The following is a 24,238-nucleotide window of genomic DNA, read 5'->3' as shown; positions in this document are numbered from 1 at the left end:
ATGAATCGCTTCAGGGGGCCGATCCGGGGCACGCCCCAGCGTTTCGCGGGTGGTTCAGGCGAGGTGGAAAATCTCGCTGAGCGGAACCATAGCCGCATCGGGTGCGACGCCGTCCAATTCTTCGAAGAAGCCGGACATCTCCGCCTGCCAGCGGGAGTTGACGCCGGTGCGGTCCATCGCGGCCCGCGCCCTGTCGAAATCCGCGGTCTCCAGATAGCCCACGAGGAGGCCGTCGTCCCGCACGAAGAGCGAGTAATTGTGCCAGCCGGCCGCGGTCAGCGCCGCCCGCATCTCCGGCCACACCTCGGCATGCCGTTCGCGGTACTCGGCAAGGCGTTCGGCACGTACTTTCAGCAGAAAGCAGACGCGCTGCATCCGCGCTCCTTTCCCGGCCGCCGGCCCGCACGGGGCGGGCCGGCTGTTCACCGGTCGGGCCGGCCGGGCCCGGTGCCGGGGCAGGCCGGCCCCGGCACCCGGCCGGTGATCAGAAGTTGAACTGGGCGATGTTGGCCTTGTCGAAGACGGTCGGCTTGCCGAGCACCACCGTGCTGTCCTGGCCGATCGTGAAGCTGCCCATGTCGCCGGCCGTGTAGGTCTGGCCGGGCGCGCCGCTGATCTGGCCGGAGGCCAGCGCGATGGCGGTGTAGCCGGCCAGCGCGCCGAGCTTGGCCGGGTCCCACAGCTCGAAGGACTGCACGGTGCCGTTGTTGACGTAGGCGCGCATGTCGTTGGGCGTGCCGAGGCCGGTGAGCTGGACCTTGCCCTTGTACTTGGAACCGCTCAGGTACTGGGCGGCGGCCTTGATACCGACCGTGGTCGGGGAGATGATCCCCTTCAGGTTCGGGTACTGCTGGAGCAGGCCCTGGGTCTGCTGGAACGACTGCTGCGCGTCGTCGTTGCCGTAGGCGACCTTGACCAGCTGGATGTCCTTGTACTCGGGCTTCTTCAGCTCGTCCTTCATGAAGCCGATCCAGGCGTTCTGGTTGGTGGCGGTCTGGGCCGCCGACAGGATCGCGATCTGGCCCTTGTTGCCGATCTGCTTGGCCATCAGCTGGACCTCGGTGCGGCCGAGGTCCTCGGAGCTGGCCTGCGAGATGAAGACGTCCCGGCAGGTGGGGTTGGTGTCCGAGTCGTAGGTGACGACCTTGACGCCGTTCTTACGGGCCTGGTTGAGCGCGGTGCACAGCGCGCCCGGGTCCTGCGCGGACACCGCGATGGCGCTGACCTGCTGCTGGGTGAGGGTGTTGACGTAGGAGACCTGGCCGGCGGTGTCGGTGCCGCTGCTGGTGCCGACCTCCTTGTAGGTCGAACCCGCCGCCTCGACCGCCTTCTTGCCGCCGTTGTCGGAGGTGGTGAAGTACGGGTTGTTGACCTGCTTGGGCAGGTAGGCGATCGTCAGGCCCTTCTTGACCGGGGCGTTGGGGTCGACCGACGCCGTCGAGCCGGCGGAGGGCGCGGAGGAGCTGCCGGAGCTGGAGTCCTTGGTGGTCCCGCCGCAGGCGGCGGCACCCAGCGCGACAACACTGACGACGGCGACCGCGGCCGCGATGCGACGGGCGGGGGCGGTTCTGATGGACATGCGGGATTCCTTTCGCTGCCGCAGCACGGCAGGGGTGACCTGGTGACCTGGTGGCCGGGGACATGGTCGGGCTGGACGGGTCGGTCGAGGACGTACGGGCTGCCGGACGCGGGCGGGATCAGGTGGTGGCGAGGACCGCCGGTGGCGGCGCCTCGGCCGACTTGCGCCGGGCGCGCGCCCGGCCGGCCTGGCGGGCCACCCGCGGGGCGAGGACCGAGATCACCAGCAGCACACCGGTGATCAGGGTCTGGGACTGGGCGGAGACATTGACCAGGCTCATCACGTTCTGCAGCGCGCCGAGCAGGAAGACACCGGCGATGGCGCCGCCGAGGGTGCCCTTTCCGCCGTCGAAGTCGATGCCGCCGAGCAGCACGCCCGCGATGACGGACAGTTCGAGGCCGGTGGCGTTGTCGTAGCGGGCGCTGGCGTAGTGCAGCGCCCAGAACACACCGGTCAGGGCGGAGACGGTACCGGTGGCGACGAACATCGACAGCTTCAGCCGCTTGACCCGCACACCGGCGAACCGGGCGGCCTCCTGGGAGGCGCCGACCGCGAAGAGCGAGCGGCCGACCGGTGTGGCGTGCAGCACCACCACCGCGATGACCAGCAGCACCGCCCACGGCACGGCGGCCTGCGGGATGAAGGTGCCGCCGATCCGGCCGGAGCTGAAGTCAAGGTACTGCTGCGGGAAGTCGGTGACCGAGTTGGAGCCGAGCACGATCTGGGCGATGCCCCGGTACGCGGCGAGGGTGCCGATGGTGACGGCGAGCGAGGGCAGTCCGAGCCGGGTCACCAGAAGGCCGTTGACCAGCCCGCAGACGACGCCGAGCAGCACGCAGATCGGGATGATCGTCTCGATCGCCATCCCCTCGTTCCACAGCTTGCCCATCACCGCGCCGGAGAGCCCGACCGTGGAGCCGACCGACAGGTCGATCTCGCCGGAGACCACGAGCATCGTCATGGGGAGCGCGATGAGCGCGATCGGCAGGGTGTTGCCGATCAGGAACGACAGGTTGAGCGCGTTGCCGAAGTTGTCCACGAAGGAGAAGGAGAGGACCAGCAGGACGACCAGCAGGGCTCCTACGACGGTGTCCCAGCGCAGGGCGTCGCGTCCCCAGGTACGGGGGGCGGGCTTGGCGAGGTCGGTCAGGTCAGTCACTGTGGGCACTCCTTGTCTGTGCGGCCCGCTTGCGCAGCATCGCGGCGACCCGCAGCGCGACCACCCGGTCCACGGCGATGGCGAGCAGCAGGAGGATGCCGTCGATGGCCTGGACCCACACCGAGCTGACGCCGATCGAGGGCAGGACGCTGTTGATGGACGTCAGCAGCAGGGCGCCGAGGGCGGCGCCGTAGAGGCTGCCGGAGCCGCCGGTGAAGGCGACGCCGCCGACCACGACCGCGCTGACCACGGTCAGTTCGTAGCCGGTGCCGGTACCGGAGTCGACATTGCCGAACCGCGCGAGGTACAGCGCGCCGGCCAGACCGGCCAGGGCGCCGCAGAGGATGTAGGCGCTGAGGATGCGCTTGCGCACCGGCACACCGGCGAGCCGGGCGGCTTCCGGGCTGGAGCCGAGCGCGTACATGTCCCGGCCGCTGCGGTAGCTGCGCAGGTAGTAGGCGGCGGCGACGAGCACCACCGCGGTGAGGACGGCCAGGTACGGGACCGCGCCCAGCCCGTCGTGGCCGAAGCTGACGAAGCCGGAGGGAAGGTCGGCGGCGGTGATCTGCCGGGACCCGAACCAGATGGAGTCAAGGCCGCGGATGATGTAGAGGGTGCCGAGGGTGACCACCAGGGCCGGCACCTGGCCGAGGCTGACCAGCAGGCCGTTGACGATGCCGAATCCGGCGCCGAGGGCGACCGCGATCACCACCGCCAGCAACGGGTTGCCGCCGCCGCGCAGGAACTCACCGGCCGCGAAGGCGGTGATGCCGAGCGTGGAGCCGACCGAGAGGTCGACGTTCCGGGTGATCACCACGGTGGCCTGGCCCACCCCGACGAGCACCAGGATCGTCGCGTTGAGCAGCAGGTCCTTGATGCCCTGTTCGGAGAGGAAGGCGCTGTTGTCCAGCTGGGTGGCCAGCAGCATCAGGACCAGGACGACCAGGATGGCCAGTTCCCTGACCTTCAGCACCCGGTCGAGGAGGCCGCCGGTGGAGGGAGCCTCCGAGGGCGCCGCGGCAGGCGCGGGTTTCGCGGTCATGGTCATGCTGCGCTCCTCTTGCGGCCGGTGGCGGCCGCCATCACCGACTCCTCGGTGGCGTCCTCGCGGGGGATGTCGGCGACCAGCCGGCCCTCGTGCATGACCAGCACGCGGTCGGCCATGCCGAGGATCTCGGGCAGGTCCGAGGAGATCATCAGCACCGCCACACCGTCGGCGGCGAGCTGCGAGAGCAGCCGGTGCACCTCGGCCTTGGTGCCGACGTCGATCCCGCGGGTCGGCTCGTCCACGATGAGCACCCGCGGGCCGGTGGCCAGCCACTTCGCCAGCACGACCTTCTGCTGGTTGCCACCGGAGAGCGTGCCGACCACATCGGCGAGCCGGGCGTACTTCACCTGGAGCCGCACCGCCCAGTCGACCGCGCGGCTGCGTTCGGCGCCGCGGTTCATCAGCCCGGCCCGGCTGGTGCGGTCCAGTCCGGTCAGATTGATGTTGCGCTCGATGGACATCTCCATCACCAGGCCCTGGGCGCGGCGGTCCTCTGGCACCAGTGCCAGTCCGGCGCTCATCGCCAGGCTCGGGGCGCCCGACTTGAGCGACTTGCCCTCGATCTCGACCTGGCCGGCGTCCCACCGGTCGACCCCGAACACCGCCCGGGCGACCTCGCTGCGGCCCGCCCCGACCAGTCCGGCCAGGCCGACGATCTCCCCGTGGCGCACGTCGAAGGAGATGTCGGTGAAAACGCCCTCGCGGGTCAGCCGCCGGACGCTGAGGGCGACTTCGCCGACGGTCGCGTCCTGCTTGGGGTAGAGCTCGTCGAGATCGCGGCCGACCATCCGGCGCACCAGGTCGTCCTCGGTGAGTCCGTCGACCGGTTCGCTGGCTATCCAGGCACCGTCCCGCAGGGTGGTGACGTGCTGGCAGAGCGCGAAGATCTCCTCCAGCCGGTGGGAGATGAACAAGATGGCGGCGCCGCCCTCGCGCAGCGCCTTGACCACACCGAAGAGCCGGGCCACTTCACTGCCGGTCAGGGCCGCGGTGGGCTCGTCCATGATGAGCACCCGGGCGTCGAAGGAGAGCGCCTTGGCGATCTCCACCAGCTGCTGGTCGGCGATGGACAGGCCGCGGGCCGGCTGATCGGGGTCGAGGTCGACGCCGAGCCGCTGGAACAGGCCGGCGGCGGCCTTCTTGACGGCCTTGTGGTCGACCCGCCCGAAGGAGCGGTGCGGCTGACGGCCGACAAAGATGTTCTCGGCGACCGAGAGGTCGGGGAAGAGAGTGGGTTCCTGGTAAATGACGGCCACACCCGCGTCACGGGCGTCCGCCGGTCCGTGGAAGACCACGGGAGCGCCGTCGAGCAGCACGGTCCCGGTGTCCGGCCGGTGGACTCCGGCGAGGGCCTTGATAAGAGTGGACTTGCCGGCGCCGTTCTCGCCCGCGAGGGCGTGTGCTTCCCCGGCGTACAACTCCAGCGACACATCGCGCAGCGCCCGTACGGCTCCGAAGGACTTGCTCACCCCCTCCAGTGCGAGGACCGGAGTCCGTTCCGGTGCGGGGTCGGTCATGGTGTCTCCTGGGTCTCCCGATCGATGGCAACGGGGTGAAATGTTTCAATGGAGTTGCCGGGACGTTAGCCCCGCCCGGTGGGGCAGTCAAGGGTTTCCGGGCCGATTGCACCATGACCTGCCGCTCAAGGGCTCCCAGCAAGAAGCGTGAAGTCGGCAGCGAGCAGCGCATATCGCCCAATGACACGATTCAATAACGCCTCCGTCCGCCGGGGTGCGTACCAGCGGCGGGGAACGAGCCTCGGCGCTGCCCGGGCAGCCCCAACCCCACTGGTCACCCCGCGTTCGGCGGCCCCGCGCACCGGCTCCCGCGCCCCCCGGAACCGGTGCGCCGTACACCGGCCGGAGACGATCTCGCCCCACCGGGGCCGGCGGCCGCTCGCGGACCGCGGAAATCCACCCCCGACCCCCGACATCATCTGAACCTTTTCATCACTCCGCGAGTCATTGACAGAACTTGTCGTCACCACTACGGTGAGCGGCAAATGAAACGATTCACAGAGGTTGCCATGACAGATCTGTCGGCCGTGAGGGCGGCGCTGAAGTCCCAGCGGATCGAGACCCCGTCGTGGGCGTACGGCAACTCCGGTACCCGCTTCAAGGTGTTCCGGCAGGAAGGCGTGCCCCGCGATCCGTACGAGAAGCTGGACGACGCCGCCCAGGTGCAGGCGGCGACCGGCGTGGCCCCGGTGGTGTCCCTGCACATACCGTGGGACCGGGTCGACGACTACGTGGCACTGGGCTCGTACGCCAAGGAGCGCGGCCTGACGCTGGGTGCGATCAACTCCAACGTCTTCCAGGACGACGACTACAAGCTCGGCTCGGTCACCAACCCCGACCCGGCCGTCCGCCGCAAGGCGCTCGGCCATCTGCTCGAGTGCGTCGACATCATGGACGCCACCGGATCGCGCGACCTGAAGCTGTGGTTCTCCGACGGCACCAACTACCCCGGCCAGGACGACATCACCGCCCGCCAGGACCGCCTGGCCGAGGCGCTGGCCGCGGTGTACGAGCGTCTCGGGGACGACCAGCGGATGCTGCTGGAGTACAAGCTCTTCGAGCCCGCCTTCTACACCACCGACGTCCCGGACTGGGGCACCTCTTACGCGCACTGCCTCAAGCTCGGCCCCAAGGCGCAGGTCGTGGTGGACACCGGCCACCACGCGCCCGGCACCAACATCGAGTTCATCGTGGCCTTCCTGCTGCGCGAGGGGAAGCTCGGCGGCTTCGACTTCAACTCGCGCTTCTACGCCGACGACGACCTGATGGTGGGGTCCGCCGACCCGTTCCAGCTCTTCCGGATCCTGCACGAGGTGGTCAAGAACGGCGGCCTCAAGCCCGAGACGGGCGTGGCCTTCATGCTCGACCAGTGCCACAACATCGAGGCGAAGATCCCCGCGATCATCCGCTCGGTGATGAACGTCCAGGAGGCCACCGCCAAGGCGCTGCTGGTCGACACCGACGCGCTGACCGCCGCCCAGCAGTCCGGTGACGTGCTGGAAGCCAACGCCGTCCTGATGGACGCGTACAACACCGACGTACGTCCGCTGCTCGCCTCGGTGCGCGAGGAACAGGGTCTGAACCCCGACCCGATGGCCGCCTACCGCGCCTCCGGCTGGCAGCAGCAGATCGTGACCGGCCGGGTCGGCGGCGAACAGGCGGGCTGGGGCGCCTGAACCGGGTACGGGCCGCGGGCCGCGCCGCCCGCCGCGTGACGGCGGTGCGGCCCGGCGTCCCACCGCCCGCTGTCCGCCTGCGAGTTGTCGCACTGCCCGGTGTTTCCGCCGTGCACCTCCGCCCCACCGCCAGGGCCCGTGAGCCCGGCACGATCCACCCGACTGGTCAGAGCCGCACACCAGGACCGTAAAGGACTACCGACATGGCTTCCGTCCCCCACCCCGACCAGAGCACGGTCAGCGAGCTGCTGGAGCGCTCGAACCGGCTGGGCTCGGACCCGCGCAACACCAACTACGCCGGCGGCAACACCTCCGCCAAGGGCACCGCGTCCGACCCGGTCACCGGTGCCGACACCGAGCTGATGTGGGTCAAGGGCTCCGGCGGCGACCTGGGTACCCTCACGGCGCCCGGACTGGCCGTCCTGCGCCTTGACCGGCTGCGCGCGCTCACCGAGGTCTACCCGGGCGTGGACCGCGAGGACGAGATGGTCGCCGCGTTCGACTACTGCCTGCACGGCAAGGGCGGGGCGGCGCCCTCCATCGACACCGCGATGCACGGCCTGGTCGATGCCGCGCACGTGGACCACCTGCACCCCGACTCCGGCATCGCGCTCGCCTGCGCGGCCGACGGCGAGAAGCTCACCGCGGAGTGCTTCGGCGACACCGTGGTCTGGGTGCCCTGGCGGCGCCCGGGCTTCCAGCTCGGCCTGGACATCGCCGCCGTCAAGCGGGAGAACCCGCAGGCGATCGGCTGCGTACTGGGCGGCCACGGCATCACCGCCTGGGGCGCGACCTCCGAGGAGTGCGAGCGCAACTCGCTGCACATCATCCGCACCGCCGAGACCTTCCTCGCCGAGCACGGCCGGCCGGAGCCGTTCGGACCGGTGCTCGACGGTTACCAGCCGCTCCCCGAGGCGGACCGCCGGGCGCGGGCCGCGGCGCTCGCCCCGCTGGTGCGCGCCCTGGCGTCCGCCGACCGCCCGCAGGTGGGCCACTTCACCGACGCCCCCGAGGTGCTGGACTTCCTCGCCCGCGCCGAGCACCCGCGGCTGGCGGCGCTGGGCACCTCCTGCCCCGACCACTTCCTGCGCACCAAGGTCCGTCCGCTCGTCCTCGACCTGCCGGCCGGCGCCCCGCTGGACGAGGCCGCGGCCCGGCTGAGGGTGCTGCACGAGGAGTACCGCACCGAGTACGCCGCCTACTACGAGCGCCACGCGTCGCCCGACTCCCCCGCGATGCGCGGCGCGGACCCGGCGATCGTGCTGATCCCCGGCGTCGGCATGTTCAGCTACGGCAAGGACAAGCAGACCGCCCGGGTGGCGGGCGAGTTCTACCTCAACGCCATCAATGTGATGCGCGGCGCCGAGGCGGTCTCCAGCTACCGGCCGATCGAGGAGTCGGAGAAGTTCCGGATCGAGTACTGGGAGCTGGAGGAGGCCAAGCTGCGGCGGATGCCGAAGCCGAAGCCGCTGGCCACCCGGATCGCCCTGGTCACCGGCGCCGGTTCCGGCATCGGCAAGGCCATCGCGCACCGGCTCGTCGCCGAAGGCGCGTGCGTGGTCGTCGCCGACGTCAACAGTGCGAACGCCGAGGCCGTCGCGGACGAGCTGGGCGGCCCGGACAAGGCGGTCGCGGTGACCGTGGACGTCACCTCGGAGGAGCAGATCGCCGCCGGGTTCACGCAGGCGCTGCTGGCGTTCGGCGGTGTCGACCTGGTGGTCAACAACGCGGGCATCTCCATCTCCAAGCCGCTGCTGGAGACCACCGCCAAGGACTGGGACCTGCAGCACGACATCATGGCCCGCGGCTCCTTCCTGGTCTCCCGGGAGGCGGCCCGCGTCATGATCGAGCAGAAGCTCGGCGGCGACATCGTCTACATCGCCTCCAAGAACGCGGTCTTCGCCGGCCCCAACAACATCGCCTACTCCGCCACCAAGGCCGACCAGGCCCACCAGGTCCGGCTGCTCGCCGCCGAGCTGGGCGAGTACGGCATCCGGGTCAACGGCATCAACCCCGACGGTGTGGTCCGCGGCTCCGGCATCTTCGCCGGCGGCTGGGGCGCCAAGCGCGCCGCCGTCTACGGCGTGGAGGAGGCGAAGCTCGGCGAGTTCTACGCCCAGCGCACCCTGCTCAAGCGGGAGGTGCTGCCCGACCATGTCGCCAACGCGGTCTTCGCGCTGACCGGCGGGGACCTCACCCACACCACCGGGCTGCACGTCCCGGTGGACGCCGGGGTCGCCGCGGCGTTCCTGCGCTGAGCGACGCCACGGTCTCCTGCCCGCCGGTCCCGCCTTCCAAAGGGGCCGCCGGGCAGGTACCACCGCCGCGGGCCACGGTGCCGGCCGGACCGCGGGGGCGGCGCCCGGCCCGTCCGACCCCGGCCGCCCTCCCTGTCCGCAGACCAAGGAAAACTCCGTGACCACGACCGCACCGTCCTCCGCCTTCCCGTCCGCGTTCGCCGCGGTGGACCTCGGCGCGACCAGCGGCCGGGTGATCATCGGCAGGGTGGGGCGGGGCAACCTCGACCTCACCGAGACGCGCCGGTTCCCCAACACCGCGCTGCGGCTGCCCACCGGGCTGCACTGGAATCTGCCCGGCCTCTTCCAGGGTGTCCTCGACGGGCTCGGGGAAGCCGCCAAGGCCGGCGCGGTGGCGTCGGTCGGCATCGACACCTGGGCGGTCGACTACGGCCTGCTGGACGCGGACGGCGCTCTGCTGGGCCTGCCCCACCACTACCGTGACGACCGCACCCGGGGCCTGGCCGAGCGGGTGCGTGACGAGGCCGGGGCGCAGCGGCTCTACGGCATCACCGGCCTGCAGCACCTCCCGTTCAACACCGTCTTCCAGCTCGCCGCGGCCCGCGGCTCCGTCCAGCTCGGCGTCGCCAACACCCTGCTGCTCATCCCCGATCTGCTGGCGTACTGGCTGACCGGCTCGGTCGGCGCGGAGATCACCAACGCCTCCACCACCGGGCTGCTCGACGCGCGCACCGGCGCCTGGTCGCGGGAGATCGCCGCGGCGACCGGGCTCGACCCGGACCTGCTGCCGCCCCTGCGGGAGCCGGGCACGACATACGGCACCCTCCTGCCGCATGTCGCCGCCGCCACCGGTCTGCCGGCCGCCACCCCGGTCGTCGCGGTCGCCTCGCACGACACGGCCTCCGCGGTGGTCGCGGTGCCCGCCACCGAACCCGGCGCCGCGTACATCTCCTGCGGTACGTGGTCGCTGGCCGGCCTGGAACTGGACAGGCCCGTGCTCAGCGAGGAGTCCCGGGCGGCGAACTTCACCAATGAGCGCGGGGTCGACGGCACCATCCGCTATCTGCGCAACATCATGGGCATGTGGCTGCTGGAGGAGTGCCGGCGCAGCTGGGCGGCCCGCGGGCTGCCCGCCGAACTCGTACCGCTGCTCGCGGAGGCGGCCAGGGCCGAACCGTTCGCCGCGCTGATCGATCCGGACGCCCCGGAGTTCCTCGCGCCGGACGACATGCCCGCGGCCATCGCCGAGCACTGCGCCCGCACCGGCCAGCGCCCACCGGCGGAACCCGGCGCGCTGGTCCGCTGTGTTCTGGAGAGCCTGGCCCTCGCCCACCGCCGGGTACTGCGCCAGGCCGCGGAACTCGCCGGCCGCGAGGTCACCCACGTCCACCTGGTCGGCGGCGGCAGCCGCAACGACCTGCTCTGCCAACTGACCGCCGACGCGACCGGGTTGCCGGTCATCGCCGGCCCCACCGAGGCCACCGCGATCGGCAACATCCTGGTGCAGGCCCGCGCCCACGGCCTGGTCGGCGACCTGACGGAGATGCGGCGGCTGGTCGCCGGCACCCAGCACCTGCGCCGGTACCGCCCGCAGGGCGACCGCCGCGCGTGGGAGGCGGCCGACGCCCGGCTCGAAGCCCGGACGGCAGCCGACCGGGTACTCACCTCCGGGGCCGGCCAGTGAAATCCGGGCCGCCCTCACCTGTCCCAGCCGAACGAACCGAGGGAGCCCCGATGCGGGTCGCCTTGTTCCTCACCTGCGTCAACGACCTGCTCTACCCGGACACCGGGCGGGCGGTCGTCACCCTGCTGGAACGGCTCGGCGTGGAAGTGGACTTCCCGCTGGACCAGACCTGTTGCGGCCAGGCGCACTACAACACCGGTTACCGCCACGAGACCGAGCCGCTGGCCCGCCGGCACGCCAGGGTCTTCGCCGGCTACGACTACGTGGTGACGCCGTCGGGTTCGTGCGCCGCGATGGTCCGCGACAACTACCCGCGGCTCGGCGCACGGGCCAGGGACGAGGGACGGGGGGACGAACTCGCCAAGGCGCTGGCCGGGGTGCCGAAGACGTACGAACTCACCGAGTTCCTGGTGGATGTGCTCAAGGTGACCGATGTGGGGGCCTATTTCCCGCACACGGTCACCTACCACCCGACCTGCCACGGGCTGCGGATGCTGCGTCTGGGCGACCGGCCCCGGCGGCTGCTGGAAGCGGTCAAGGGCATCGAACTGCGTGAACTGGAGGGCGCGGAGGAGTGCTGCGGCTTCGGCGGCACGTTCTCGGTGAAGAATCCCGATGTGTCGGCGGCGATGGGTGACGACAAGGTCCGCAATGCCGAGTCCACCGGCGCCGAGGTGCTGTGCGCCGCCGACAACTCCTGCCTGATGCACCTCGGCGGCATGATGTCCCGGCAGAAGAGCCGCGTCCGCCCGGTGCACCTGGCGGAGATCCTGGCCAGTACGGAGCAGCGTCCGCTGGAACTGCCCGATCAGGCCGGGCCCGTCCATGTGACCACCGGAAGCACCGTAGGAGAACAGCGATGAGCGGTACGTATCTGGGGTTGCCGTCGTTCCCGAAAGCCGCTCACGACTCCACCCGCGACACCCAACTCCGCGCGAACCTCACCCACGCCACCCACACCATCCGCACCAAACGCGCCACCGCCATCAACGAACTCACCGACTGGCCCCAACTCCGCGCCGCCGGCGCCGCCATCAAAGACCACACCCTCCACCACCTCGACCACTACCTCCTCCAACTCGAAGCAGCCGTCACCGCAGCCGGCGGCACCGTCCACTGGGCCCTCGACGCCAACGAAGCCAACACCATCGCCACCCAGATCATCAAAAACACCGGCGAAACCGAAGTCGTCAAAATCAAATCCATGACCACCCAGGAAACCGGCCTCAACCACGCCCTCGAAACCGCCGGCATCCACGCCTACGAAACCGACCTCGCCGAACTCATCGTCCAACTCGCCAACGACAAACCCTCACACATCCTCGTCCCCGCCATCCACAAAAACCGCACCGAAATCCGCGACATCTTCACCACCCACATGACCCACTGGGGACGCCCCGCACCCGACAACCTCACCGACAACCCCACCGACCTCGCCGAAGCCGCCCGCCTCCACCTCCGCGAAAAATTCCTCAACACAAAAATCGGCATCTCCGGCGCCAACTTCATGATCGCCGAAACCGGCACCATGGTCATCCTCGAATCCGAAGGCAACGGCCGCATGTGCCTCACCCTCCCCGACACCCTCATCACCATCGCCGGCATCGAAAAAATCATCCCCACCTACCAAGACCTCGAAGTCTTCCTCCAAACCCTCCCCCGCTCCTCCACCGCCGAACGCATGAACCCCTACACCTCCCTGTGGACCGGCACCACCCCCCACGACGGCCCCCACACCTTCCACCTCATCCTCCTCGACAACGGCCGCACCGACACCCTCGCCGACACCACCGGCCAACAAGCCCTCCGCTGCATCCGCTGCTCCGCCTGCCTCAACGTCTGCCCCGTCTACGAACGCGCCGGCGGCCACGCCTACGGCTCCCCCTACCCCGGCCCCATCGGCGCCATCCTCACCCCCCAACTCCGCGGCACCACCACCCCCCTCGACACCTCACTCCCCTACGCCTCCACCCTCTGCGGCGCCTGCTACGACGTCTGCCCCGTCGCCATCAACATCCCCCAAGTCCTCGTCCACCTCCGCGAACGCATCACCCAAGGCGGACCCACCACCACCCACGGCACCCGCACCACCATCCAACCCGCCAAAGGCCACCGCCTCGAACGCACCACCATGCGCGCCACCCGCTGGACCCTCAACCACCCCACCGCACTCCAACACGCCCACAACCTCGCCACCCACACCCGCCACCTCCACCCCCAACACCTCCCCGGCCCCGCCCACCACTGGACCGACACCCGCAACCTCCCCCCACTCCCCCCACACACCTTCCGCCACTGGTGGCAACACCACCACCAAACACCCCCCACCACCAACACCGGAAAAGGAACAGACACCAGATCAGAAACAGCAACAGACACCGGCACAGACACCGGCACAGCAGGCACCGACACCGGCACCGGCACCGGCACCGGCACCAACACGCAAACCGACGGGGGACCTCAGCAATGACCACCAACACCAGCCGCGACGAAATCCTCCGCCGCATCCGCCAAGCCCTCGGCACCCCCACCCCCACCACCCCACCCGACCCCACCACCATCCCCCGCAACTACCTCACCACCCACGCCCACCGCACCCCCCAACAAACCACCAACCTCCTCGCCGACAACCTCACCGACTACCGCGCCACCGTCCACCGCACCACCGAAACCCACCTCCCCCACACCATCGCCAACCTCCTCACCCACCACGGCACCCAACGAGCCATCACACCCCCCGGCCTCCCCCCACACTGGCTCACCCACATCACCACCCCCCTCACCACAACCACCACCGACACCCACCCCGACCCCCACACCCTCGACACCATCGACACCGTCATCACCCACAGCGCCCTCGCCATCGCCGAAACCGGCACCATCATCCTCGACGCCTCACCCGACCAAGGCCACCGCGCCATCACCCTCATCCCCGACCACCACATCTGCATCATCACCCCCGACCACATCGTCGAATCCCTCCCCCAAGCCCTCCCCCGCCTCAACCCCACCCGCCCCCAAACCTGGATCTCCGGCCCCTCCGCCACCAGCGACATCGAACTCACCCGCATCGAAGGCGTCCACGGCCCCCGCACCCTCGACGTCATCATCGTCACGGCGGAGCCATCGACCGCGCCGGCCGAGACCGTCAGCGACGAGCCGTCAGCGTGAGGACCCCGCAGACCGGCTGACCTTCAGCGCCCACAGGACGAGCGGGACCTGGACGGGCAGCCGCCCGTAGGCGGCGGCGCGGTACGGGGTGGGGCGGTGCCGCCAGTCGTAGGCCATCTTGACGTTGGCCGGGAAGACCGCCGTGAAGAAACCGGCGGTGAGCAGGGCGCCGCTGCGGCGGGTGGCGGGGACGGCGACCACCGCGGCCAGGGCGAGTTCCACGACACCGCTGCCTCTGGTCCAGGCGCGGGCGCTGCCGGGCAGGGCGCCCGGCACGATGGCGTCGTACGGCTCGGGCCGGGCGAAATGGGTGACGCCGGCGGTCGCGAGCAGGCCGGCGAGCAGCAGGGCGGAGCGTGCGGGCACCGAGGACCTCCCAGTTCCGGGCGGGCGGTTCCCGCCGGACCCTCACCCTACCGACGGGTAATGTCCTGGCGGCAGGTCACGGCTCCGGTTCCCCCTTTCGGCTACGGCGCCGTGGTCGCGAGCTGCGTGTCGCGGCGCAGCAGGGCGGCGTAACGGCCGCCCTGGGCGACCAGTTCGTCGTGGGTGCCGCGTTCCACGATGCGGCCGTCGTCGAGAACCGCGATCTGGTCGGCGTCCCGCACGGTGGAGAGCCGGTGCGCGATGGTGATGGTCGTACGGCCCGCGGAGAGCGAGTCGATGGCGTCCTGCACGGCCCCCTCGGTCCTGGTGTCGAGCGCGCTGGTGGCCTCGTCCAGGATGAGGATCGGCGGGTCGCGCAGGATCGTCCTGGCGATGGCCAGGCGCTGTTTCTCGCCGCCGGAGAAGCGGTAGCCGCGTTCGCCGACGAGCGTGTCGTAGCCGTCCGGCAGGCCCGCGATGTGGTCGTGGATCTGCGCCGCCCGGGCGGCGGCCCGGATCTCCTCGTCGGTGGCGTCCGGCTTGGCGAACCGCAGGTTATCGGCGACGGAGGCGTGGAAGAGGTAGGTCTCCTGGGAGACGACGCCGACCGCCGAGGCCAGCGTGTCGAAGCTCAGGTCGCGGACGTCGGTACCGTCGATGGTCACCCGGCCGCCGGTCACGTCGTAGAGGCGGGGCACCAGGTAGCTGAGGGTGCTCTTGCCGGAGCCGGTGGCGCCGACCACGGCGAGGCTGCCGCCGGCCGGGATGGTGAGGTCGATGCGGTGCAAGGTCGCCTCGCCGCTCTCCGGCTCGTAGGCGAAGTCGACGTTCTCGAAGCGGACGTCGCCGCGTACCCGGTCGATGTGCACCGCGTCCGGCCGCTCGGTGATGTCCACCGGCAGGTCGAGGTACTCGAAGATGCGCTGGAAGAGCGCCAGCGAGGTCTGCACCTGCACTCCGGTGGCGAGCAGAGATACTGTCGGCCGGAACATGCCCTGCTGGAGCGAGACGAAGGCGACCAGGGTGCCGATGGAGATGGCCGGGCCGCCGTGGCCCGCGGTGAGTCCCGCCGCCCAGTAGAGGAGGGCGGGCATCGCCGACATCACGATGCCGATCACCGCCATCCGCCAGCGGCCCTGCATGTTGGAGCGCACTTCGAGGTCGACCAGCCGGTCGGACTCGGTGGCGAAGTCACGGGTCAGGGAGGCACCGCGGCCCATGGTGCGGCCGAGCAGGATGCCGCTGACCGACAGCGACTCGGTGACGATCGCCGACATCGCGGCCATCTGCTTCTGCCGGTCGGTGGCGATCTTCTTGCGTTCCCGGCCGACCTTGCGGGCCACCCAGACGAAGACCGGGAGCAGCAGCAGCGACACCACGGTCAGCCGCCAGTCCAGGGCGACCATGGCGACGACCGAGGCGATCACGGCGGTGAGGTTGGAGACCAGGGAGGTCGCGGTGGAGGTGACGGTGGCCTGCATGCCGCCGATGTCGTTGGCGATCCTGGACTGCACCTCACCGGTGCGGGTGCGGGTGAAGAAGGCGAGCGACATGCGCTGCAGCCGCTCGTACACCGAGGTGCGCAGGTCGTGCATGACGCGCTGGCCGACGGTGGTGGAGATCAGGGTCTGGATGACGCCGAAGACGCCGTTGGCGATCGCGGTGGCGATCATGCCGAGGGCGAGCAGGGCGAGCAGCCCGGTGCGGCCCTGCGGGATGGCGGTGTCCAGGATCGCGCGCAGCAGGAAGGGCGAGGCGACCGACACCAGGGAGGACAGACCGACCAGCGCGCCGACGAAGGCGAGGCGGCCGCGGTAGGGGCGGAAGAGCCGCAGGATGCGGCGGACGTCGGTGGGGGCACCGGGTTTCTTCTTCGGTGGCGTCCACCGGTTCACGAGATCGTTTTCGGGGCGCAAACGGGCTCCTTGAAGGTTCAGGTACATGCTGACACAGGGAGTATAGGTCATTGTTACCTATACTCACAATGAACCATGCCCTGCTACTCTGGAGCCATGGAATCGCGCACCGCCACCCGCGTCACGCCGGAGCCGACCGAGCCCCCGGGCCAGGTGGGGGCACCGGCGCCCGGGGAGACCGCGCCGGGCGGGATCCCGCCCGGTGAGATCACCGCGCGCCTCGCCGACCAGCTGCTCACGCTGAGCCGGCGGCTGCACCGCTCCCAGCGGGAGCTGATGGAGCCGCTGGGCATCACCCCCGCCCAGGCCCGGCTGCTGCGGGTGCTGGCGCACTGCGAGGAGCCGCCGCGGATGGCGGACCTGGCCCGGCGGCTGGATGTCGTGCCGCGGGCTATCACCACGCTGGTCGACGCGCTGGAGGAACGGGAGCTGGTCCGGCGGGTGCCCGATCCGCACAACCGCCGGGTGATCCGGATCGAGCTGCGGGAGGCCGGCGAACAGGCCCTGCAGCACCTGCGGCAGGCCCGCCGGACGGCGGCCGCCGACCTGCTGGGGCCGCTGAGCGACGAGCAGCGGGCATCGCTGACCGCGCTGCTGGCCGTACTGGACGAGGCGGAGCCCGGCCGGCGCGGCGGACACCACAAGGCCCCCGCCGCCGGTGGCACCGGCGGGCGGGGGCCGGAAGCCTCCTAGGCGACGGCTACTTGCCGGAGCCGCTCCCGGCGACACCGCCGCCGGGCTGCTCCACGATGGTCGGGCCTATCTGCGCGGTGCAGGAGTTGCAGCGCCGGGCGGCGGCCGGGACCGGGGTCAGGCATTCCGGGCACTCGCGCATCGGGGCCGAGGCGGCCTTCGGGAAGAACCGGTCCTGCAGGCGGTTCATCGGCAGCACGACCAGGAAGTAGATCACCGCGGCGACGATCACGAAGCTGATCACCGCGTCGATGAACAGGCCGTACGGGAACTGTACTCCGGACGCCTTGAACGTCTTGGCGCTGAAGTTGCCGGTCGAGCCGGAGACCAGGCCGACGATCGGGGTCAGGAAGGCCTTCACGAAGCCGTTGACGAGCGAGGTGAAGGCGGCGCCGACGACGATGCCGACGGCCAGGTCGACGACGTTGCCGCGGAGCAAGAAGGCGCGGAAGCCCTTCATGGGTGGGGGTCCCCTCTGAGGTTCAGGTTCTGTGGTTCGGCGTTGCTTCGGGTTGCGAGGGACCACAGTGTGCCCGGGTTGCCGCCGAGGGGCCAACCGGTGTGTGCGCCAGGTCACCGACGGTGTGCGGTCCGGGCCGGAATCCCGGTCCGGACCGCGAACACACCGGTCAATTGCGCCAGTTGTCGTTGATGACGACTTTGCCCGAGGCGGGGACGGTGGCCGTGCGATTGGCGCCGGATTCCCAGGTGACGCCGCCGCTGCCGTCCTTGCGCAGGTACTTGTACTGGAAGGCGGTGCCCGCCGGCAGGCCGACGTCGAGCTTCCAGACCGGGTAGCTCGCCGAGGAGAGCGGCAGGGCCCTTGCCGGGTCCCATGAGCCGAGGGCGGAGTTGTCACCGACGACGTAGATGTTCTGGCCCCAGGTGGTGGTGGCGTTCACCGCGAAGGAGGCACCGGACGAGGCGGGGGCGGTGGTGCCGCCGGTCGTGGCGCCGCCCCCGGTGGCGCTGCCCTGGCACGGGGCTCCGGTGTAGAGGGCGACCGCGTCGTTGGCGCCGATGGTGGCGGTGAAGCGCCCGTCGGAGCCGACGGTGTAGGCCGCGCCGCCGTGCTGGACGTCGCAGTAGCTGCCGGCGGGCAGGGAGGTAGCGAAGGTCTGGGTGAGCGCGCTGTTCTCGTGGTTGATCGCGACATAGCCCTTGCTGCCGCGGCCGAAGGCGATGGCGTTGTTGCCGTTGCTCCACCAGTTGGTCACCGCGGTGCCGGAGACGGCGTTGCGGAAGCCCACCATGCCGGCGATCTGCGGCCAGGCGTGGGTGCACTTCCAGCCGTCGCTGTAGCAGGCGTTGACGGTGCCGCCGTTCGGCGGTCCTGCGTCGGTGTCGGAGAACTCGTAGCCGGAATACACATTGGGCGAGCCGTACGGCCACGCCAGCATGTACACGTTGGCCAGCGTGTAGGTGGCGCCGTTCTTGTAGTTGAGGGTGGAGCCGTTGCGCTCGGTGTCCCAGTTGTCGACGAAGGTGCGGGCATTGGCGCTGGGCAGGTAGCCGGCGCCCCAGGAGGCTCCCCAGCTGCTCAGCGAGGCGAGCTTGTCGCTGGTGAAGATGCGCTTGAGGTCGTAGGCGCCCTGGAAGGCGTCGACGTCACCGGTGCCGGTGTACTCGCCGGGCTGGACGGCCTCTCCGGCGCCGTAGATGACTTCCTGGGCCCAGAAGACGCCCGGGTTGGTGAGCTTGGACTTGATGGCCGCCAGGTCGGCGTCCGCCATGTGCTTGGCGGCGTCGATCCGGAAGCCGTCGACGCCTCTGGCGATCAGGCTGTTGAGGTAGGCGGCGATGGTGGAGCGTACGTAGTCGCTGCCGGTGTCGAGGTCCGCCAGGCCGGACAGCTCGCAGGTCTGGACATTGGTGCGGTCCGCATAGTTGGAGATGCTGGTCCGGCAGCTGTGGAAGTCCTGGTCCTGGTAGTAGCCGGGGTAGTTGTACTTGCTGTATCCGCTGCCGCCGGTGCCCGTGCCGGAACCGGCGGACATGTGGTTGATGACGGCGTCGGCGATCACCTTCACCCCCGCGGAGTGGCAGGCGTTGACCATGTTCTGGAACGCGGTGGCATCGCCGAGGCGGCCGGCGATCTTGTAGCTGACCGGCTGATAGGAGGTCCACCACTGCGGACCCTGGATGTGCTCCTCGGCGGGCGAGACCTCGACATAGCCGTATCCGGACGGGCCGAGGGTGCTGGTGCACGCCTGGGCGACCGAGTCGTACGTCCACTCGAAGAGTGTCGCGGTGACGTCCTTCGTGCCGGGCGGAGTTGCCTGCGCGGGGTGCTGCGACGCGACGGCGACGAGCGCGGTGGCGGCGACGGCGGCCAGCGCGCCGCTGAGGACACGGGATCTCATGGGCGGCTCCTTCGGGGAACGGGCAGAGTGATGCCCTCGAAGGCAGCCACGCGCCTGGCCGCCGGGTGGGGATGGGAGCCCCGTCCGCCGGGGTTCCGCCCAGGAGCTTCCCGCTGTGGGCGCGGACACGTCAAGACAGCGGACGGAAGAACTTTCGCTTCCTTGCTGCAAGTTGTTGCCGGCTCTGGTGCCGGCTCTGGTGCCGGCCCTGCGCGGGCCGGCTCCGCACGGCGCCGCTCAGGCGCCCAGGTGGGCCTTGTCCCCCATCACGATCACCGGGTGGTCGGCAGGGCTGAGGGTGCGCAGCAGATAGCGCATCGCGTCCTTGGAGACGGTCACGCACGCGGAGGTGCCCACGCCGTGGTCCATGTGCAGCCAGATCCCGCCGCCTTTGGACTCGCCCTGGGGGCGGGTCGGATCGGCGGGCGAGGTGCCGACCACCCGGTTGTAGTCGATGGCGATCACATAGTCGAAGTCGTGGTGGTAACCGGCCGGCCAGGACGCGGGCGTGGTGAAGGCCGTCGACTGGTGGTACGGCATTTTCGCCCCGGGGTCGGCGAGCAGACCGCCGGCGTCGTGCAGGGAGAACACCCCGATCGGGCTCTTCAGGTCGCCCTCGTGGTGCTGCGCGGTCCAGCCGTGGATCGCGTTGTGCGACGGCCAGCTGGGTCCGGGCCGCCACCGGCCGGCGGCGTCCTTCGTGAAGAGCGCGACGCTGGACTTCGAGGTGGTCGGACCGGCTCCGTAGACCACGATCGCCTGCCGCGCCGAGGCGGGCACCTTCGCGGACATCGCGGGGCCGACGCCGGGCAGGGTGCGGCCGGGCGTCGCGGTGGCCGGCGCGGGGTGCTTCGCGGCGGGCGCGCCGGAGGCGGGGCTGTCGGCGGCCCGGCCGCCGGCGTGGCCGCCGCAGGCCGTGAGCAGCAGCGCGGCCGTCGCGGCTGCCACCGGCAGCGCGGTACGGATCGTCGCAGTTCGTCGCATGGCTTCCCAACCTTTCACTCACAGAGCCGGACGTCCAACCGGCGCCTGCCCGTTCCCGCCGGCCGACGGAAAACCGGTTGACCCGGCGCGGGCCGTGAGGCGACCCTTGCACGGCTCCTGACCGCTCCCGGCACGATTCCTCCCGATTGGCCCGACCGGTCCCGGCTCCACCACCTTCGTACCGACCCCAGGACATCATGCCGTCCCTACGCAGCCTTCCCCTTCCCGACCCCGGCGTGCCCGACGTCCGCTCGGGTTTCCGTTTCCTGCTCTGGCTCGAAGTCCGCCAGTGGCGCGGCCAGTTGGCAGCGGCAGCCTGGGGCACCCTCCATATGGCCGCGGTGGCCTCCTTCCCGGTGGCGGTCGGCATGGCGGTGCAGGCCGTCGTGGACCGCTCGGGGGACCGCCTGGCGCTGGCCGGCGCTCTGATGTTCGCTCTCGGGCTGCTGACCGCGCTCGGCGACACCATGCTGCACCGCACCGCGGTCACCAACTGGATCGCCGCGGCTGCCCGGGTCCAGCAGTTGCTGGCCCGCAAGACGGTGGAACTGGGCTCGGTGCTGACCCGCCGGGTCGCCGCCGGCGAGGTGGTGGCCGTCAGTACCGGCGACGTGGAGAAGATCGGCTGGTTCGTGGAGGCGCTGGCCCGCTTCACCTCGGCGCTGCTGGCCACGATCGGCGTGGCCGTCGCCCTGGTGCTGTACCAGCCGGCGCTCGGCGTCCTGGTGGCCGCGTCCGTACCCGTGCTCGCGGTGGCGGTGCTGCCGCTGCTGCCGGCCGCCACCAAGCGGGCCGACCTCCAGCGCGAAAAGGCCGGAAAGGCCACCGAACTCGCCGCCGACACGGTGGCCGGGCTGCGGGTGCTGCGCGGCATCGGCGGCGAGGAACTCTTCCTCGACCGGTACCGGAAAGCCTCCCAGGAGGTACGGACCGCGGCTGTGCACAGCGCCCGGATGTGGGCGCTGATCTCCGCCGTCCAGGTGCTGCTCCCGGGCCTGCTGCTGGTGGGCGTGGCCTGGTACGGCGTCAGGCTCGCGCTCGACGGGCGGATCGCGGTCGGCGAACTGGTGACGGTGTACGGCTCGGTGGCCTTCCTGGTGTTCCCGCTGCAGAGCTTCGGGGAGATCGCGATGGCCTGGTCCTTCTCCCGCCCGTCCGCGAAACGGGCCGCCCGGGTGCTCGCACTGGCCCGGCCGGCGCAGCGACCGGTCGAGGCGGAGACCGGAGCGACGGCGGCGGGCGGGGCGACGGCGGCGGCCGGCGCCGCCGGGGAGCTGTACGACCCGGTGTCCGGGCTGCGGGCTCCGGCCGGGCTCTTCACCGCGGTGGTGTGCGGGGATCCGGACGAGGCGGGACGGCTGGCCGACCGGCTCGGCGGGCACAGCCCCGGCGCGGTCGACGGCGAGACCTCCGCGCTGCTGGGCGGACGTGCGCTGGACGCCCTGCCGCTGGCCGAGGCGCGCGCCGCCGTGCTCGTCCAGGACAAGGACCCGGTGCTGCTCTCCGGCACCCTGGCCGAACTGCTCGCCGTACCCTCGTCCGGTGCGGTCTCCCCGGCGGACGCGCTGAGCGCGGCGCAGTGCGACGACGTGCTGGAGGCCCTGGTGCAGTCACTGGCCGGACCGGACGCGGACTCCGGCGACCCGATGCGGGCCAGGATCACCGAACGCGGCCGGTCGCTCTCCGGCGGCCAGCGCCAGCGACTGGCTTTGGCGCGGTCGCTGGTCGCCGATCCGGAGGTGCTGGTGCTCGACGAGCCGACGTCGGCGGTGGACGCGCACACCGAGGCGCGGATCGCCGCCGGCCTCAAGGAGATCCGCACCGGCCGCACCACCGTCGTCCTCACCTCCAGCCCGCTGGTGCTGGACCGGGCCGACCGGGTGGTGTTCGTGGAAGACGGCACCGCCACGGCGGCCGGCCGCCACCACGATCTGCTGCACACCCACCCGCGGTACCGCGCGGTGGTCACCCGCGAGACCACGGACGTCCCGGAGGCCGCACCGGCCGCCCTGTCGATGGAGGAGTCCGCATGATCGGCGTGCGACCGCCGCAGTACGACCCCGGCGCGCCGCAGCAGAACGCGACCCTGCCGGTGGGCTCGCCCGCCACTGTCCGGGCCTACGTGCGGGAGCTGGCCGGACGGCACCGCGGCGCCTTCGTCGCGCTGCTGGCCGCCAACACGGTCGCGGTGCTGGCCTCGATGGTCGGCCCGTACCTGCTGGGCGGGCTGGTCCAGGACCTGTCCGACGGCGCCCGGCATGTCCCGCTCGGCCGGACCGCGGCCTTCTTCCTGGCCGCGCTGCTGGTGCAGGCGTTCTTCGTGCGGATGGAGCGGCTGCGTGCGGCGGTGCTCGGTGAGCGGATGCTGGCCGACCTGCGCGAGGACTTCCTGGTGCGCTCGGTGGCGCTGCCGCCGGGGGTACTGGAACGGGCCGGCACCGGTGATCTGCTGTCCCGGATCACCACCGACATCGACCGGCTGTCCAACGCGATGCGCGAGGCCGTGCCGGAGCTGACCATCGCGGTGATGTGGGCGCTGCTGCTGATCGGCGCGCTCACCGTGACCTCCCCGCCGCTGGCCCTGTCGGTGCTGGTGGCGGTGCCGCTGCTGCTGACCGGCTGCCGCTGGTACTTCAAGCGCGCCCCGCGGGCGTACCGGTCGGAGGCGGCGGGCTACGCGGCCGTCGCCGCGGTGCTCGCCGAGTCGGTGGACGCCGGCCGCACCATCGAGGCGCACGGCCTGGGCGACCGCCGGGAGGACCTCTCCCGGCTGCGCATCAAGCAGTGGGTGGCCTGGGAGCGCTACACGATGTGGCTGCGCACCGTGCTTTTCCCGGTGATCAACCTGACGCACGCGCTGATCCTCACCTCGGTGCTGATGATCGGCGGTGTCTTCGCGCTGCACGGCTGGGTGACCCCCGGCGAGCTGACCACCGGCGCTCTCTACGCCCAGATGCTCGTCGACCCGGTCAACCTGATCCTGCGCTGGTACGACGAGCTGCAGGTCGCCCAGGTGTCGCTGGCCCGTCTGGTCGGGGTGCGGGAGGTCGCCGAGGCGGAGGGCGACGAGCGGATCTCGCCGGAGGGCCGGGAGATGGCGGCCGACCGGGTGCGCTTCGGCTACCGGGAGGGCACCGACGTGCTGCACGAGGTGACGCTGAGCGTCCCGCCCGGCACCCGGCTGGCGCTGGTCGGGCCGTCGGGCGCGGGCAAGTCCACGCTGGGCCGGCTGCTGGCCGGGATCTACGCGCCCCGCACCGGCGAGATCACCCTCGGCGGCGCCGAGCTGGCCCGGATGCCCGCCGAGCGGGTCCGCGAGCATGTGGCGCTGGTCAACCAGGAACACCACGTCTTCGTCGGCAGCCTGCGCGACAATCTGCGGCTGGCCCGGGCCCGGTCGGACGACGAGGAACTGTGGGGCGCGCTGCGCACGGTGGACGCCGAGGAGTGGGCCCAGGCGCTGGCCGGCGGCCTGGACACCGAGGTCGGGTCGGGCGGTGCGGTGCTCACCCCGGCGCAGGCCCAGCAGCTCGCGCTGGCCCGGCTGGTCCTGGCCGACCCGCACACCCTGGTGCTGGACGAGGCCACCTCGCTGCTGGACCCGCGGGCGGCCCGTCACCTGGAACGCTCGCTGTCCCGGGTACTGGAGGGGCGCACGGTCGTGGCCATCGCCCACCGGCTGCACACCGCGCACGACGCCGATGTGATCGCGGTGGTCGAGAACGGCCGGATCAGCGAGCTGGGCAGCCATCACGAGCTGGTCGCCGCCGACGGTGCCTACGCGGCGCTGTGGCGGTCCTGGCACGGCTAGCAGGGCCGGCGCG

At 71.1% G+C, this 24,238-nt stretch carries 19 protein-coding genes; 9 read left to right on the top strand and 10 right to left on the bottom strand.

Translation table 11 applies throughout. The features are described 5' to 3' along the window. Positions 1–54 precede the first annotated feature (54 nt). From OG552_RS34065 to OG552_RS34045, 5 genes are all read right to left on the bottom strand, one after another. Positions 55–375: an L-rhamnose mutarotase gene (locus OG552_RS34065; protein ID WP_329139661.1), complete on the bottom strand. Its 321-nt coding sequence runs from the start codon at positions 373–375 to the stop codon at positions 55–57. A 109-nt stretch (positions 376–484) separates the two neighbouring features. Beyond that, complete coding sequence (gene rhaS, locus OG552_RS34060; protein ID WP_443071107.1) at positions 485–1,579, bottom strand: rhamnose ABC transporter substrate-binding protein; 1,095 nt, start codon at positions 1,577–1,579, stop codon at positions 485–487. A gap of 118 nt (positions 1,580–1,697) precedes the next feature. Beyond that, a complete protein-coding gene (locus tag OG552_RS34055) occupies positions 1,698–2,729 on the bottom strand; it encodes an ABC transporter permease (RefSeq protein WP_329141345.1) in 1,032 nt (343 codons plus the stop codon). 1 nt (position 2,730) lies between these two features. Then, positions 2,731–3,780: an ABC transporter permease gene (locus OG552_RS34050; protein WP_443071227.1), complete on the bottom strand. Its 1,050-nt coding sequence runs from the start codon at positions 3,778–3,780 to the stop codon at positions 2,731–2,733. 2 nt (positions 3,781–3,782) lie between these two features. Then, positions 3,783–5,303 carry a sugar ABC transporter ATP-binding protein gene (locus OG552_RS34045; RefSeq protein ID WP_329139658.1) on the bottom strand — a complete coding sequence of 507 codons (1,521 nt, stop codon included), beginning with the start codon at positions 5,301–5,303 and terminating at the stop codon, positions 3,783–3,785. A 509-nt stretch (positions 5,304–5,812) separates the two neighbouring features. Here OG552_RS34045 and rhaI point away from each other — a divergent pair. The 6 genes from rhaI to OG552_RS34015 all read left to right on the top strand — a co-directional run bounded on the left by rhaI (position 5,813) and on the right by OG552_RS34015 (position 14,092). After that, positions 5,813–6,979: an L-rhamnose isomerase gene (rhaI, locus tag OG552_RS34040; protein ID WP_329139656.1), complete on the top strand. Its 1,167-nt coding sequence runs from the start codon at positions 5,813–5,815 to the stop codon at positions 6,977–6,979. A 203-nt stretch (positions 6,980–7,182) separates the two neighbouring features. After that, positions 7,183–9,237, top strand: a complete 2,055-nt coding sequence (locus OG552_RS34035) for a bifunctional aldolase/short-chain dehydrogenase (protein WP_329139653.1) — start codon at positions 7,183–7,185, stop codon at positions 9,235–9,237. Positions 9,238–9,394: 157 nt separating this feature from the next. Further along, positions 9,395–10,921, top strand: a complete 1,527-nt coding sequence (locus OG552_RS34030; RefSeq protein WP_329139652.1) for a rhamnulokinase — start codon at positions 9,395–9,397, stop codon at positions 10,919–10,921. A gap of 50 nt (positions 10,922–10,971) precedes the next feature. Beyond that, positions 10,972–11,784 carry a (Fe-S)-binding protein gene (locus tag OG552_RS34025; protein WP_329139650.1) on the top strand — a complete coding sequence of 271 codons (813 nt, stop codon included), beginning with the start codon at positions 10,972–10,974 and terminating at the stop codon, positions 11,782–11,784. Beyond that, the gene (locus OG552_RS34020; protein ID WP_329139648.1) at positions 11,781–13,391 is read left to right on the top strand and encodes a lactate utilization protein B; all 1,611 of its coding nucleotides are present in this window, start codon (positions 11,781–11,783) and stop codon (positions 13,389–13,391) included. The genes OG552_RS34025 and OG552_RS34020 overlap by 4 nt, the downstream gene beginning before the upstream one ends. Next, positions 13,388–14,092, top strand: coding sequence for a LutC/YkgG family protein (locus OG552_RS34015; RefSeq protein WP_329139646.1), 705 nt, complete (start codon positions 13,388–13,390; stop codon positions 14,090–14,092). Before OG552_RS34020 ends, OG552_RS34015 begins: the two co-directional genes overlap by 4 nt. On the opposite strand, the gene OG552_RS34010 is transcribed toward OG552_RS34015, so the two are convergent. Together OG552_RS34010 and OG552_RS34005 are read right to left on the bottom strand one after the other, a co-directional pair. Then, entirely contained in the window at positions 14,084–14,458 is a 375-nt protein-coding gene (locus OG552_RS34010; RefSeq protein WP_329139644.1) for a DoxX family protein, read from the bottom strand. The two genes, OG552_RS34015 and OG552_RS34010, sit on opposite strands and share 9 nt — an antisense overlap. 101 nt (positions 14,459–14,559) lie before the next feature. After that, positions 14,560–16,374 (bottom strand): ABC transporter ATP-binding protein, encoded by a 1,815-nt coding sequence (locus OG552_RS34005; protein ID WP_443071106.1) that lies wholly within the window; start codon positions 16,372–16,374, stop codon positions 14,560–14,562. A gap of 192 nt (positions 16,375–16,566) precedes the next feature. On the opposite strand from OG552_RS34005, the gene OG552_RS34000 reads away from it, so the two are divergent. After that, positions 16,567–17,067, top strand: a complete 501-nt coding sequence (locus OG552_RS34000) for a MarR family winged helix-turn-helix transcriptional regulator (RefSeq protein ID WP_329141341.1) — start codon at positions 16,567–16,569, stop codon at positions 17,065–17,067. Between the two features lie 7 nt (positions 17,068–17,074). On the opposite strand, the gene mscL is transcribed toward OG552_RS34000, so the two are convergent. The 3 genes from mscL to OG552_RS33985 all read right to left on the bottom strand — a co-directional run bounded on the left by mscL (position 17,075) and on the right by OG552_RS33985 (position 20,414). Next, the gene (mscL, locus tag OG552_RS33995) at positions 17,075–17,527 is read right to left on the bottom strand and encodes a large conductance mechanosensitive channel protein MscL (protein WP_329139642.1); all 453 of its coding nucleotides are present in this window, start codon (positions 17,525–17,527) and stop codon (positions 17,075–17,077) included. Positions 17,528–17,696: 169 nt separating this feature from the next. Continuing rightward, entirely contained in the window at positions 17,697–19,430 is a 1,734-nt protein-coding gene (locus OG552_RS33990; RefSeq protein ID WP_329139640.1) for a carbohydrate-binding module family 20 domain-containing protein, read from the bottom strand. 237 nt (positions 19,431–19,667) lie between these two features. Then, positions 19,668–20,414 (bottom strand): hypothetical protein, encoded by a 747-nt coding sequence (locus OG552_RS33985; RefSeq protein WP_329139638.1) that lies wholly within the window; start codon positions 20,412–20,414, stop codon positions 19,668–19,670. Between the two features lie 197 nt (positions 20,415–20,611). On the opposite strand from OG552_RS33985, the gene OG552_RS33980 reads away from it, so the two are divergent. Next, entirely contained in the window at positions 20,612–22,447 is a 1,836-nt protein-coding gene (locus tag OG552_RS33980; RefSeq protein ID WP_329139636.1) for an ABC transporter ATP-binding protein, read from the top strand. After that, positions 22,444–24,225, top strand: coding sequence for an ABC transporter ATP-binding protein (locus tag OG552_RS33975; RefSeq protein WP_329139634.1), 1,782 nt, complete (start codon positions 22,444–22,446; stop codon positions 24,223–24,225). The genes OG552_RS33980 and OG552_RS33975 overlap by 4 nt, the downstream gene beginning before the upstream one ends. Positions 24,226–24,238 lie beyond the last annotated feature (13 nt).

Source organism: Streptomyces sp. NBC_01476, from assembly GCF_036227265.1.
Taxonomy (GTDB): Bacteria; Actinomycetota; Actinomycetes; order Streptomycetales; family Streptomycetaceae; genus Actinacidiphila.
The sequence above is the reverse complement of the archived record's forward strand: the minus strand, read 5'-3'. Positions and strand labels throughout refer to the sequence as shown.